The sequence below is a fragment of the Bradyrhizobium sp. genome (assembly GCF_049691595.1).
GTDB lineage: Bacteria > Pseudomonadota > Alphaproteobacteria > Rhizobiales > Xanthobacteraceae > Bradyrhizobium.
Map to the genome: position 1 here is coordinate 1 of NZ_JBAVNZ010000204.1, position 13,087 is coordinate 13,087.

12 protein-coding genes and 1 tRNA gene are annotated in these 13,087 nt (G+C 63.5%); 5 read left to right on the forward strand and 8 right to left on the reverse strand.

What is annotated here, in order from left to right:
- Positions 1 to 330 (forward strand): fumarylacetoacetate hydrolase family protein (locus tag WCE35_RS09370; RefSeq protein WP_424593064.1); only part of this gene is annotated, 330 nt, incomplete at its 5' end.
- A 154-nt stretch (positions 331 to 484) separates the two neighbouring features.
- Here the strand turns inward: WCE35_RS09370 and WCE35_RS09375 are convergent.
- From WCE35_RS09375 to WCE35_RS09405, 7 genes are all read right to left on the reverse strand, one after another.
- The gene (locus WCE35_RS09375) at positions 485 to 796 is read right to left on the reverse strand and encodes a DUF1272 domain-containing protein (protein ID WP_424593065.1); all 312 of its coding nucleotides are present in this window, start codon (positions 794 to 796) and stop codon (positions 485 to 487) included.
- Between the two features lie 103 nt (positions 797 to 899).
- A complete protein-coding gene (locus tag WCE35_RS09380) occupies positions 900 to 2,012 on the reverse strand; it encodes a CaiB/BaiF CoA transferase family protein (RefSeq protein WP_424593066.1) in 1,113 nt (370 codons plus the stop codon).
- Positions 2,002 to 3,351 carry an LLM class flavin-dependent oxidoreductase gene (locus WCE35_RS09385; protein WP_424593067.1) on the reverse strand — a complete coding sequence of 450 codons (1,350 nt, stop codon included), beginning with the start codon at positions 3,349 to 3,351 and terminating at the stop codon, positions 2,002 to 2,004. The genes WCE35_RS09380 and WCE35_RS09385 overlap by 11 nt, the downstream gene beginning before the upstream one ends.
- Before the next feature lie 164 nt (positions 3,352 to 3,515).
- Entirely contained in the window at positions 3,516 to 4,316 is an 801-nt protein-coding gene (locus WCE35_RS09390) for an FAD binding domain-containing protein (RefSeq protein WP_424593068.1), read from the reverse strand.
- Positions 4,317 to 4,330: 14 nt separating this feature from the next.
- Positions 4,331 to 6,676 carry a xanthine dehydrogenase family protein molybdopterin-binding subunit gene (locus tag WCE35_RS09395; RefSeq protein ID WP_424593069.1) on the reverse strand — a complete coding sequence of 782 codons (2,346 nt, stop codon included), beginning with the start codon at positions 6,674 to 6,676 and terminating at the stop codon, positions 4,331 to 4,333.
- A 90-nt stretch (positions 6,677 to 6,766) separates the two neighbouring features.
- A complete protein-coding gene (locus WCE35_RS09400; RefSeq protein WP_424593070.1) occupies positions 6,767 to 7,252 on the reverse strand; it encodes a (2Fe-2S)-binding protein in 486 nt (161 codons plus the stop codon).
- A gap of 234 nt (positions 7,253 to 7,486) precedes the next feature.
- A complete protein-coding gene (locus WCE35_RS09405; RefSeq protein WP_424593071.1) occupies positions 7,487 to 7,843 on the reverse strand; it encodes a DUF3175 domain-containing protein in 357 nt (118 codons plus the stop codon).
- A 186-nt stretch (positions 7,844 to 8,029) separates the two neighbouring features.
- Here WCE35_RS09405 and WCE35_RS09410 point away from each other — a divergent pair, with 186 nt between their 5' ends.
- From WCE35_RS09410 to WCE35_RS09420, 3 genes are all read left to right on the forward strand, one after another.
- Positions 8,030 to 9,517 (forward strand): MFS transporter, encoded by a 1,488-nt coding sequence (locus WCE35_RS09410; protein WP_424593072.1) that lies wholly within the window; start codon positions 8,030 to 8,032, stop codon positions 9,515 to 9,517.
- Positions 9,518 to 9,523: 6 nt separating this feature from the next.
- A complete protein-coding gene (gene otsB / locus WCE35_RS09415; protein WP_424593073.1) occupies positions 9,524 to 10,360 on the forward strand; it encodes a trehalose-phosphatase in 837 nt (278 codons plus the stop codon).
- A gap of 215 nt (positions 10,361 to 10,575) precedes the next feature.
- Positions 10,576 to 12,036 carry a trehalose-6-phosphate synthase gene (locus WCE35_RS09420; RefSeq protein WP_424593074.1) on the forward strand — a complete coding sequence of 487 codons (1,461 nt, stop codon included), beginning with the start codon at positions 10,576 to 10,578 and terminating at the stop codon, positions 12,034 to 12,036.
- Positions 12,037 to 12,097: 61 nt separating this feature from the next.
- On the opposite strand, the gene WCE35_RS09425 is transcribed toward WCE35_RS09420, so the two are convergent.
- Entirely contained in the window at positions 12,098 to 12,442 is a 345-nt protein-coding gene (locus WCE35_RS09425) for a hypothetical protein (protein WP_424593075.1), read from the reverse strand.
- A 198-nt stretch (positions 12,443 to 12,640) separates the two neighbouring features.
- On the opposite strand from WCE35_RS09425, the gene WCE35_RS09430 reads away from it, so the two are divergent.
- Positions 12,641 to 12,730: transfer RNA gene (locus WCE35_RS09430), tRNA-Ser, on the forward strand.
- The last annotated feature ends 357 nt before the right edge of the window (positions 12,731 to 13,087 follow it).

Here is a 13,087-nt window from a genome sequence, read left to right on the forward strand (position 1 = left end):
ATGAACCAGGCCGCCGGCATCTGCCGCACCAATTTCAAATACATGTACTGGTCGTCGGTGCAGCAGCTCGTGCACCACGCCTCGTCCGGCTGCGCCATGAATGTCGGCGATCTCTTGGGCAGCGGCACCATCTCCGGCCCCGAAAAGCACCAGCGCGGCAGCCTGCTGGAGATCAGCTGGAACGGCACCGAGCCGGTTGAGCTTCCCGGCGGCGTCAGGCGGACGTTCCTCGAAGACGGCGATTCGCTCGTCATGCGCGGCTGGTGCCAGGGCGACGGCTATCGCGTCGGTTTTGGCGAGGTCGAGGGCACGATCATGCCCGCCTTGTGACCGGTCATTCCGGGGCGATGCCACCGGGTCCGCGCGAAGCGCGGCCCGATGACAGGCTCCGCATCGAACTACGATGTGCAATTGCACATCGGAGAATCTCGAGATTCCGGGTCTGATCCTTCGGATCATCCCGGAATGACGATGCAGCGAGATTTTATCGATCCTCTGGCGGAATATTCCGCAGTTTCGCCGAATGCGCGGCGATATCTTCCAGCGTGTAGCTGAGATGGACGCGCTTGTCCGATGGCGGCCGCTTCGCGACCGATAGTCCAGGGCGCCATTCCTTCGCGGGGCGGATCGGCCGCCGCTCAAAGCCGCCGCCGCAGTTCGGGCAGACGTTGTAAAGCTTGGTCTCGACGCAGTCCGCGCAGAAAGTGCATTCGTAGGAACAGATCCGCGCTTCCATTGAATTTGGCGGCAGGTCCTTGTCGCAATATTCGCAGTTCGGTCGAAGTTGCAGTGCCATGACCGTCTCGTCGTGTTGGGGTCACGACGGATCATCGCAAATCGAGAAGCAAAAACGAATGACGGATTTCCCTCGATTTGGGCCATGCTGACGGTAGCGATCGTCAGCGCCCGCCCTTCCATGCGCTCGTCAGCTCGGCAATATCCGCCGTCGCCGCGTCCCGGATCGCCGACGGCGTGCGCGAGAAGCGCGGCGCCGGCGCCGGCTGGGTGACGCCGTGGCGGGTGACAAAGATTTCGCGGGCGGCCATGTGCGGATGTTTCGGTGCTTCCGCCATGGTGAGGATCGGCGCAAAGCAGATGTCGGTGCCTTCCATGATCCTGCACCACTCCTCGCGGTTCTTGGACTTGAAAACTCTTGCCAGCTTTTCCTTCAGCGCCGGCCAGGCCTTGCGGTCCATCTGCGCGTCGAAATCGGCATCGGAAAGTCCGGCATGCTGGCGCAGCAGCGCGTAAAACTGCGGCTCGATCGAACCGATCGAGATGAAGTTGCCGCAGGCGCATTCGTAGACGCCATAGAAATGCGCGCCGCCGTCGAGGAAATTGCTCTCGCGACCTTCGGTCCATCGTCCGGCGGCCGTCATGTCGAAGAACATCGACATCAGCGATGCCGCGCCATCGCACATCGCGGCATCGACCACCTGGCCTTTGCCGGATTTGGAAGCCTCCAGCAATGCGGCCAGCACGCCGACCACGAGATAGAGCGCGCCGCCGCCGAAATCGCCGACCAGATTGAGCGGCGGCACCGGTCGCTCCTTGGGGCCGATCGCGGCCAGCGCGCCGGTCACGGAGATGTAGTTGATGTCATGGCCGGCGGCCTGCGCCAGCGGGCCTTGCTGGCCCCAACCGGTCATGCGGCCGTAGACGAGCCGCGGATTGCGCGCCAGCACCAGGTCCGGGCCGAGCCCCAGCCGCTCCATCACGCCGGGGCGAAAACCCTCGACCAGGGCATCGGCATGGCTCAACAGGTCAAGCACCTGGGCGACCGCGGCCTTGTCCTTCAGATCGAGCTCGACGACCTTGCGGCCGCGGCCCGCCACCGATTTCAGATTCTTTTTCGCGCCGACGCGGTCGAGCGTCACAACCTCCGCACCCATGTCGGCCAGCATCATGCAGGCGAAAGGGCCGGGCCCGATGCCGGCGAATTCGACGATGCGGAAACCTGCGAGCGGGCCGGAGGCACGGGTGGCGGATTGGGGGGCTGGTTTATCGAGCACGTTGTTTGTCCATCGATGGCGGAAGCGAAGCGGCCGGCGTCTTGCCGCCGTGGCGGTCGGGATCGCCGAGCGTCACGCTCGCGGCATCCGCCCACAATTTGGCGTTCTGCTTCTGGCGCTCGGTGCCGGTGCCTTCCTCGGCCACCTTGCGGCCCAGCGCGACGTAGATCGGGATCTCCTCGTCGCGCATCGGCGTCATGGCTTTCTTGCGCGCCATCGCTTTTTCGATGTAGGGCGCAAGCTCTGCCTGCTTGCGCTTCTCGCGCTCGATCTCGCGCGCCCGAAATTCCGGCATCACCTCGCGCGCGAACAATTTTAGCGCCTCGCAGATGTGCTGGTGCTGGTTGCGGCCGCCTTGCTGAATGAACACGGTCTGGTCGACGCCGGATTGCTCGAAGTGGCGCAGATGGGTCCGCAACTGGTCCGGCGTGCCGATGCCGTGATCGGCGCCGGCCGGCGGCAGCGCGTGCCGCGCCTTTTCGAAGTTGGACCAGATGTCGGTGCGCCCCGGCCGGTGTTCGCCGAAGATGTAATGATGTGCCAGCCCATAGCGGAAGAAGCGCAATCCGTCCTCGCCGCGGCGGCGCGCTTCCATCTCGTCGGAATGCACGGAAAAGCCGGTCACCATCGCCACATTGGGATTGACCGCATGTCCGATCGGCACGCACTCTTCTTTGAAAATGCGGTAATAGTCGTCGACCCATTGCCGCGCCTCGCGCGGATCGACAAAGGCAAAGGTCAGCGCACCGATGCCGTGGCGTGCGGCCATCTTGATGGTCTCGCGGTTGGAACAGGCAACCCACAGCGGCGGGTGCGGCTTCTGCAACGGCTTTGGCACCACGTTGCGGCAGGGCATTTCGAAGAACTCGCCCTTGAAGCCGGGATAGGGATCCATCACCAGCATGTTGGCGCATTGTTCGACCGCCTCCGTCCACATCCGCCGCTTCTCGGCCGCGTCGAAGCCGACATTGAAGCCGCCGAGCTCCATCAGCGAGGCGCTCTCGCCGGTGCCGAACTCGACGCGGCCGTTGGAGACGAGATCGAGGGTTGCGATGCGCTCGGCCACGCGCGCCGGGTGATTATATTTCGGCGGCATCAGGCAGATGCCGTGGCCGAGCCGAATCCGCCTGGTGCGTTGCGAGCAGGCGGCGAGGAAAATCTCGGGCGCGGAGGAGTGCGAGTATTCCTCGAGGAAGTGATGCTCGACCTCCCAGGCGTAATCGATTTCGAGTTGGTCTGCGAGTTCGACCTGGTCGAGCGCCTCCTGGAACAGCCGGTGCTCGGCGCCGTCGTCCCACGGCCGCGGCAATTGGTGCTCGTAGAAAATGCCGAACTTCATGGGCTCTCCCGGGACGTCCCTTGTTCTGGGCTTTAATTGTCTGATTGGCTAAATTGTCTCGCCTTGCGCCTGACGTGGCAAGCGGCTTTTGACGGGAATCCGCCAAAAGCAGAGCGGCGCGCATCGCTGCGCGCCGCTTGCATGGATCAAACGGATAACCCTGATCAGCCGGCGGCGGTCACCGCGCGCTGCGCCATCACCTTGATGAGGTTGGCGCGATAGTCCGACGAGCCCTGGATGTCGCTCATCAGTCCGTTCGCGGGAATCTTGACGCCGTCGAGTGCCGATGCCGACCAATTGGCCTTCAGCGCCGCCTCGATCGCCGGCACCCGCATCACGCCGCTTTGCGAGGCGCCGGTGGCGGCGACGCGGACGTCACCCGACCTGGTCTTGACCACGAACACGCCGGTCAGCGCGAAGCGCGACGCCGGATGGGGAAACTTGGAATACCCCGCCTTGGCCGGAATCGGAAACGCGACCTGGGTGATGATCTCGCCCTCGGCCAGCGCGGTTGCGAACAGGCCCTTGAAGAAATCATCGGCCGATATCGAACGCTTGTTGGTCTTCACGGTCGCGCCGAGCGCGAGCACCGCCGCCGGATAGTCCGCCGCCGGATCGTTGTTGGCGATCGACCCGCCGATGGTGCCGCGATAGCGTACCGCCGGATCGCCGATCAGCGAGGCGAGATAAGCGAGCGCGGCAATGGCCTTTTGCGCGGCCCCGCTTGTGGCGACGTCATGATGCGTCGTCGCCGCCTTGATCGTCAGGGTGTCGCCGGTAGCCTCGACGCCGATCAGATCCTTGATCCTGCCAAGATCGATCACATCGGACGGCGAGGCCAGCCGCTGCTTCATCACCGGGATCAGGGTGTGGCCGCCGGCAAGGTATTTCGCCTCCTTGCCCTTGGCGAACATGGCCGCGGCCTCATCGACGGAGGAGGGACGGTGGTAGGTTGTCTCATACATGGTTCATCCTCCCCTTACGCATTGCCGTGAATGGCGTGCCAGACCCGGTCGGGTGTCGCCGGCATTTCCAGCTTGTTGTTGCCGATCGCGTCCGTGATGGCGTTGATGACCGCGGCGGACGCACCGATCGCGCCGGCCTCGCCGCAACCCTTGACGCCGAGCGGATTGCCCGGACACAGCGTCGGGGTGTGCGACAGTTTGAACGACGGCAGATCGTCGGCGCGCGGCATGGTGTAATCCATGAACGACGCCGTCACGAGCTGGCCCGAGCTGTCATACACCGCGCCTTCGAGCAGGGCCTGGCCGATGCCCTGGGCGAGGCCGCCATGGACCTGGCCCTCGACGATCATCGGGTTGATCAACCGGCCAAAGTCGTCGGCGGCGACGAAGTTGACAAAGCTGGTCTTGCCTGTACCGGCATCGACCTCGAGTTCGCAGATATAGGCGCCGGCCGGGAAGGTGAAGTTGGTCGGATCGTAGAACGCCGTCTCCTTCAGGCCCGGCTCCATGCCGTCAGGCAGATTGTGCGCGGTGTAGGCGGCGAGCGCCAGCATCGGCAATGCGATCGACTTGTCGGTGCCGGCGACCTTGAACTCGCCGTTCTCGATGACGATGTCGCTCTCGGACGCCTCGAGCAGATGCCCGGCGAGTTTCTTCGCCTTGGCTTCGACCTTCTCCATCGCCTTGACGATCGCGGTGCCGCCGACTGCGATCGAGCGCGAGCCATAGGTGCCCATGCCGAACTGCACCTTGTCAGTGTCGCCATGGACGATCTGCACCTGGCTGATGGGAACGCCGAGACGTTCGGCGATCAATTGCGCAAATGTCGTCTCGTGGCCCTGGCCGTGGCTGTGCGATCCGGTCAGGACTTCAATGGTCCCAACCGGATTGACGCGGATTTCGGCGGATTCCCACAGGCCGACGCCGGCGCCCAGGCTGCCGACGGCTTTCGAAGGCGCGATGCCGCAGGCCTCGATGTAGCAGGACAAGCCGATGCCGCGGAGCTTGCCTTCGGACCTGGCTTTCGCCTTGCGCGCCGGGAAGCCGGCGTAATCGATCGCCTTCATCGCGGCGTCGAGCGAAGCGCCGAAATCGCCGATGTCATAGGCCATGATGACCGGGGTCTGATGCGGAAATTGCGTGATGAAATTCTTGCGCCGCAATTCCGCCGGATCGACCTTCAACTGCCGCGCCGCGGTTTCCATCAGCCGCTCGAGCAGAAAACTTGCTTCCGGCCGGCCCGCGCCACGATAGGCGTCGACCGGCGTGGTGTTGGTATAGACGGTGATGACCTCGGCGTGGATCGCCGGGATGTTGTACTGGCCCGACAGCAGCGTGGCATAGAGATAGGTCGGGACCGCCGACGAGAACAGCGACATATAGGCGCCGAGATTGGCGTGGGTCTTCACCCGCAGGCCCAAAATCTTGTTGTCCTTGTCGAACGCCATCTCCGCCTTCGAGATGTGATCGCGGCCATGCGCATCGGTGAGGAAGGCTTCGGTGCGGTCACCGGTCCACTTCACCGGGCGCCCTACCTTCTTGGAGGCCCACAGCGCCACCATCTCTTCCGGATAGATGTAGATCTTGGAGCCGAAACCGCCGCCGACATCCGGCGCCACCACCCGCAGCTTGTGCTCCTGGGCGATGTTGTAGAATGCCGACAGCACGAGGCGGGCGACATGCGGGTTCTGCGACGTCGTGTACAGCGTGAAATGTTCCTCGGCCGCGTTGTATTCCGCGATCGCCGCGCGCGGCTCCATCGCGTTCGGCACCAGGCGGTTATTGGTGAGTTCGAGCGACACCACATTGGCGGCCTTGCCGAACGCGTCCTTGACCGCGGCCTCGTCGCCGATCGCCCAGTCGTAGATCACGTTGCCCGGGGCTTCCGGATGCAATTGCGGTGCGCCCGGCTTGATCGCGGCGCGGATATCGGCCGCCGCCGGCAGTTCTTCGTAATTGACGACGACGGCTTCGGCGGCGTCCTTGGCCTGGTTCTTGGTCTCGGCAATGACGACCGCAACCGCCTGTCCGACGAAGCGCACCGTCTCCGGCGCCATCGCCGGCCACGCGCCCATTTTCATCGGCGAGCCGTCCTTTGAGGTAATGGCCCAGCCGCAGATCAGATTGCCGATCTTGTCATCGACGATCTCTCGTCCGGTCAGCACGCCGACCACGCCCGGCATCTTCATGGCCGCGGATGAATCGATGCTCTTGACCCTGGCATGCGCGTGCGGGCTGCGGATGAAATGCGCGTGGGTCAACCCCACCAGCTTGATGTCGTCGACGTAACGGCCCTTGCCGGTGATGAAACGGCGGTCTTCCTTGCGCACCACGCTTGCGCCAATGCCTTCAACGCCCATGTCCTGTCCTCCCGACCGGAGTTATTGATTTTCCGCCATTTCCTTCGCGATCTGGCGGCGCTGGATTTCGGTTTTGGCTGCTGGCTGCGGCTATTCCGCCGCCTGCTGGACCTTCATGCGGCCGGCCGCATCGAGCACCGATTTGACGATGTTGTGATAGCCGGTGCAGCGGCAGATATTGCCTTCCAGCTCGTGCCGGACGGTTGCCTCGTCGAGCTTGCCGCCATGGCGGTGCACGATATCGATCGCCGACATGATCATGCCTGGCGTGCAGTAGCCGCACTGCAAACCATGATTGTCGCGGAACGCGGCCTGCATCGGATGCAGTTCGTCGCCCTTCGAGATGCCCTCGATGGTGGTGACGTTGCTGCCGGCGGCCTGTCCGGCCAGCACGGTGCAGGATTTCACCGCCTTGCCGTCGATATGGACCACGCAGGCGCCGCACTGGCTGGTATCACAGCCGACATGGGTGCCGGTCAGGTTCAGATTCTCGCGCAGGAGATGGACCAGCAGGGTCCGGTCCTCGACCTCGGCCGAGACCGTCTTTCCGTTCACCGTCAATTTGATGGTAGACACGCCCGATACCTCCCCGATGTTTTGTTGTTATTCCAATTAGAGACAGCGGGAAGGGAACTTGCAACTAGGATTTTCGTCGGGCGAGCGGTTGTGACGGGGTGAGAACCCGTCCCGAATCCGGCATCCTTATCCATTCTGCCTTGATTTTGCGCACCGAGCCGGAGTAAGCGCGGCCAGATTCCCGGGACGGACCGCCGGCGGCTTCCTGCCTGATCGCGCCCCGGAATGCCGAAGTCACTCCCGCCCGAACTGGCGCCTCAGCTCGACCTTGGCCCGCTCCAGCCGCGCGCGCTCGATTCCCGGCAAATTCCTGCCGGCGCGGTTGATATAGAAGGTCAGCATCGACAGCGCGGAGCGATAGGCGCTGGCCTTGCGCCGTGAACTGCGTTCTGCCGAGCGCTTCAGCGACGCCGCGATCTTGCCGGCGCTGGTCAGTTTGAACACGCCGCGCTCGAGATCGAGTGCGTTGCTTTCCTGCGTCACCCGCTGCGACCAGCGCTTTGGCGGTGCTTTCCCTGGGCGGGTCCTTTGTCGCGTCGGGCTTGTCTTGGTCGTCGTCCTTTGCGTTGCCGACCTTTGAATTGTCGCCATCGTCAACTCCATCCATATCAGGCGGAAGCGAACGCAACCGGTCAACTCCTACCCCGGAATGCCGAAACCCCCACGTCACACCGGCGTTATTTTGCGTGGCGGGCATATTGTTTGCCGCAATTGTGGGGAATGAATCAGGAACCTCGGAGCATCGCGTTCCGGGGTGCTTGTTGTTGGTTTGATCCGATGGATGTGCAGCGGACTCCGCGCAGTTCGGCCGCAAACGGCGTTCATGCTTCGCGGCCGGAGCGGGACTTCGACCGCGTCATCGAAACCAGCATTCCCTTCCGGCTCGATCGTCTGCGCTGGAGCGGCTTTCACACCCGAATCGTGCTGGCGCTCGGGATCACCTGGATTCTGGACGGGCTGGAAGTCACGCTGGCGGGCGCGCTCGCCGGGGCGCTGAAGGAAAGTCCGACGCTTCGCTTCACGAACTTCGACGTCGGATTGTCCAACAGCGCCTATCTCGCCGGCGCGGTGCTGGGGGCACTGGGCTTCGGCTGGCTGACCGACCGGATCGGGCGCAGGAAACTGTTCTTCGTCACGCTGGCGCTTTATCTCACCGCGACCGCGGCGACGGCGGCGTCATGGAGCGTCGCAAGCTACGCGCTGTTTCGCTTTCTGACCGGCGCCGGCATCGGGGGCGAGTACACGGCGATCAATTCGACGATTCAGGAACTGGTGCCGGCGCGCTATCGCGGCTGGACCGATCTGGCGATCAACGGCAGTTTCTGGCTTGGCGCCGCGATCGGCGCCTCGAGTGCGATTCTTTTGCTCGATCCCGCGTTGTTCGGCCCGGATCATGGCTGGCGGCTGGCCTATCTCAGCGGCGCCGGTCTCGGACTGTTCGTGCTGGTGATGCGGATGTGGATTCCGGAAAGTCCGCGCTGGCTGATGATCCATGGCTATCCCGAGCAGGCGCATGCGATCGTCGACAACATCGAGAAATCGGCGACCGGGCATGTGCAGGACCCGGCGTTGCCGAAGATCAGGATCATGATGCGCCATCACACGCCGCTGCGTGAGGTGGCGCATACGCTGTTCACGGTCTATCGCCGGCGCGCGCTGGTCGGGCTGGTGCTGATGATCGCGCAGGCGTTTTTCTACAACGCGATCTTCTTCACCTTTGCGCTGGTGCTGACCGACTTCTTTGGCATCGCCGCCAACCAGGTCGGCTGGTATATCCTGCCCTTCGCGGCCGGCAATTTCTTGGGGCCGCTGCTGCTGGGGCGGCTGTTCGACACCTTGGGCCGCCGCGCCATGATCGCGCTGACCTATGGCGTTTCCGGCGTGTTGCTCGCGATGTCGGGTTACCTGTTTTCGATCGGCGCGCTGAGCGCGCAGGGCCAGACCATCGCCTGGATGGTGATTTTCTTTTTCGCCTCGCCGGCCGCCAGCGCCGCCTATCTCACGGTCAGCGAGTCCTTTCCGCTGGAAGTGCGCGCGCTCGCCATTGCGCTGTTCTACGCGATCGGAACCGGAGTAGGCGGCGTGGCCGGGCCCGCTCTGTTCGGCGCATTGATCGATACCGGGTCGCGCCACAGCGTATTCGCCGGCTATCTCTTCGGGTCGGCATTGATGGTCGTCGCGGCGGCCGTCGCGTGGCGTTACGCCGTCGCCGCCGAGCGGAAATCGCTCGAATCTGTCGCACCGCCGCTGGCATTCGTGGAGTAGGATGAGATGAATGAGGATCTGGCCGAAATGCCGTTGCAAGAAGACATCGCCCCGGAAGACGAATCGGCGCCGGATGCCGTTCCGGTGCCGCGCGCGCTGGTGCCGCGTTTGAGCGAGACCGCCATCCTGCTCGATATCGACGGCACACTGCTGGATATTGCGCCAACTCCGCGGGAAGTCTGGGTGCCGCCTGGCCTGGCGAAAACCCTCAACCGGCTGCACCAGCGAACCGACGGTGCGCTGGCGCTGGTCAGCGGGCGCTCGCTCAACGATATCGATCTGATCTTTGCGCCGGATCAATTTCCGGCGGTCGCCGGCCATGGCGCGGAGACACGTCTTGCGGCTGAACGTGAAGCGGCAGGCGCCCGCGCGCCGCCGCTGGACAAGGAATTGAAGCGCCGCCTTGCCGCGATCGCGAAGCTGAGCCCGGGAATTCTGCTGGAGGACAAGGGCTATTCGCTGGCGCTGCATTATCGCCTGGCACCGCATGCGGAGCAGGCGATCTATCAAGCGGTGTCGGTGATCCGGGCCGATCTGCCGAACGCGCCGATCGAGGTGCTGCCGGGAAAATCCGTTTGCGAGATCAAGCATCCCGGTTTCACCAAGGCGAGCGGCGTGCGGGAGTTGATGGCACAGGGACCGTTCAGGGGCCGGCGTCCGTTCTTCATCGGCGACGACGTCACCGACGAGTCGGTGTTTGCGATCATGCCTGATTTGCACGGTCTCGCGTTTTCCGTCGGCCGGCGCGCCACGGGCGTGGCCGGGCATTTCGATGCGCCAAGCGATGTTCGCCAATTTCTCGCCCATCTGCTCGATGACGAAAAAGACATCGCCTCGCCGTAATCCTGCTCGGATTTTTCCGTCTTGGCTTGATTCCGCGGTGGTTCCTCGCACATCAAGGCATGACGCCTTGAGTGCGACTTTTGTTTTCGCAAATCCAGTCCGGTTCCACCGCGGCTCGGCCCGAATTTGGTTCCAATTCGTTGAAAGGGTGACGGCAGTAACCATATTGATGAATGGTTGTTAACGTACGCGTGCGTACCAGCAGGAGGGCGCCTGTGAACCTCGTCGTCGTTTCAAACCGCGTCGCGCGCGGAAGAGCCAACGAGCCCATGACAGGGGGGCTTGCCGCGGCGTTGTTGCCGGTGGTGGAGAAATCCGGCGCAATCTGGGTCGGTTCGAGCGGCCGGGTCCGCGACGGCGGCCACAAAGAACCCTTCGCCGAAATCGAGGCATTGGGCGCCGGCGCGCTGGCGATGCTCGATCTGCCCGCCGCGCATTACGGCGGCTATTATGAAGGTTTTGCGAATTCGGCGCTGTGGCCTGCGCTGCATTCCCGTCCCGATCTGATCTGTGCTTCCCAGGAGGACTATGCCTCCTATCGCGAAGTGAACGCCTTCATGGCGCGCGCGCTGCTCCGATTTCAGAAACCGGATTCCGTTTTCTGGATTCAGGATTATCATTTCCTCGCGCTCGGCGCGGAACTGCGCGATCTCGGCATCAGCCAGCCGATCGGGTTATTCCTGCATACCCCATGGCCGTCGCGCGCGGTGATCGGCGGCGTGCCGCATCATCGCGAATTGATCGAGGCGATGCTGGCCTATGATCTCATCGGTTTCCAGACCGAAGAGGATTGCGAGAATTTCCTGAGCTACGTTCAGTCCGATCTCGATCTTCCCGCCGCCGACGGCGTCGTCTGCTCGCGTCATGGCCGAACCCGCGCCGCGGTGTTCCCGATCGGCATCGATCCTGAAAGATTCGCCCAGCAGGCCGCCAAATCCTCGACCCATCCGGATGTGTCGCGGCTGCGGCGCAGCCTGAACGGCGAGAAGCTCGCGATCGGCGTCGACCGGCTCGACTACTCAAAGGGGCTGGTCAATCGAATCAAGGCATTCGACCGGATGTGGACCTTGCAGCCGCAGCTCGCGCGCAGCGTATCGCTGCTGCAGATCGCGACCCCCTCGCGCGGCGCGATCGAGGCCTACGGCAATCTGCAGAGCGAGGTCGCAAAACTCGTCAGCGACGTCAACGGCCGTCACGGCGAGGCCGACTGGACGCCGATCCGCTATCTCAACAAAGGCTATAGCCAAGCGGTGCTCGCGGGGCTCTATCGCGCCGCGAAGGTCGGCGTGGTGACGCCGCTGCAGGACGGCATGAACCTCGTCGCCAAGGAATATGTCGCCGCCCAAAACCCCGCCGATCCCGGCGTGCTGGTGCTGTCGAAGTTCGCCGGCGCCGCCGCCGAGCTCGATGCCGCGCTGTTGGTCAATCCGCACGACATCGACGGCATGGCGCGCATGATCGCAACCGCGCTGTCGATGCCGCTGACCGAGCGGCGCGTGCGCTTCGAAGCGATGATGACAAAGCTTCGCGCCGGCACCATCCAGCGCTGGTTCGCCGATTTCGTCGAGGCGCTGCGGGAAGCGCAATTGGACAGAAGCGAAATCGGGCCGATCGTGGCCGACCCGCCGACGCCATGGCCGCGGCGCTCGGCCGGTTTCAGCGCGCGATATCATTAGCCAAGGCGTTTTCAAGCGAAGTGAGGACCGGTTCGCGCCGAGAAAACGCGTCAAACAACAATCAGTAGCAATACGAGACCCCGTCGAGCACCGGACAGCGCGCCTTGTTCGGCGCGCTCGGGTTCTCCAGCGGCACCACGCCCTTGCCCTGGCCGACGAACACGCCCGGTCCGACGATCACCGACGATCTGTTGCCGATGATGACGCTGGGATGCGGCGAGGCCAGGCTCGACCGCGAGCCGTCGGCCCAGATGATCGCATTGCCGGAGAAGATTCCCCGCCGGCCGTCGTCGCAGCTCACGTCCACGCCCTGCCGGGTGCAGGCCTGCGCCAGCGCCGGATCAGCGGCGCCGGCGACCGCCGCCGATATCAGGATCGAAAATGCTAACGTCCGAATGATGATCATGCTGTCCCTCCTGCTGATTTGGCAGTGGCCTTCGTTCAATCGTCAGCCACAACCGGGCTTCCGGTTCAAGCCGGCACCCAACCGGCGGAGCGCAGCAGCGCAGATTTGTATAGCGTATTCAATCGGTTGGGAAAATTTCAGCCGCCGCCGCCGCGCTCCCTTGCAAAAAGCGGCCTGCCCCTTCAAGAGAGGACCTCCGGAGAGATGGCCGAGTGGCTTAAGGCGCACGCTTGGAAAGCGTGTGTGCGGGAAACCGTACCGTGGGTTCGAATCCCACTCTCTCCGCCAAACGTTACTGTTAACTGATTGATTTACTGTGGTTATATGTAGATCAATCAGCCATGGTCCCCAGATCAGTCCCCAGTCGCGAGGAATCTCGTCAGCGATTTCTGTAAATCATGCATTCGCCGTGCGCCGCCGCTGAGTCAGCCTTTGCCACCAAACTGAGACCTCGACCCGCCGGTGCGGCATGTCCGTTCCACCCCCGAAAGCAGACCCCTTCGGCCTACACGCTCAGGTCCGTTTCCTGCAACAACAGCGGAAGTGATCAACCAGATAGAACGCGCGGTCTACAGGACGGGATAAGGGTCATTTGCAAGGAAACGCGTCTTTGAGGGCGAACAGTAGCGTGACCTCGATGGGCGC

Coding starts and splice junctions, on each gene's coding strand:
- WCE35_RS09375 (WP_424593065.1), bottom strand. CDS start 796: ATGGCACTGCAACTTCGACCGAACTGCGAATATTGCGACAAGGACCTG.
- WCE35_RS09385 (WP_424593067.1), bottom strand. CDS start 3,351: ATGAAGTTCGGCATTTTCTACGAGCACCAATTGCCGCGGCCGTGGGAC.
- WCE35_RS09390 (WP_424593068.1), bottom strand. CDS start 4,316: ATGTATGAGACAACCTACCACCGTCCCTCCTCCGTCGATGAGGCCGCG.
- WCE35_RS09395 (WP_424593069.1), bottom strand. CDS start 6,676: ATGGGCGTTGAAGGCATTGGCGCAAGCGTGGTGCGCAAGGAAGACCGC.
- WCE35_RS09405 (WP_424593071.1), bottom strand. CDS start 7,843: ATGGCGACAATTCAAAGGTCGGCAACGCAAAGGACGACGACCAAGACA.
- WCE35_RS09410 (WP_424593072.1), top strand. CDS start 8,030: ATGGATGTGCAGCGGACTCCGCGCAGTTCGGCCGCAAACGGCGTTCAT.
- otsB (WP_424593073.1), top strand. CDS start 9,524: ATGAATGAGGATCTGGCCGAAATGCCGTTGCAAGAAGACATCGCCCCG.
- WCE35_RS09425 (WP_424593075.1), bottom strand. CDS start 12,442: ATGATCATCATTCGGACGTTAGCATTTTCGATCCTGATATCGGCGGCG.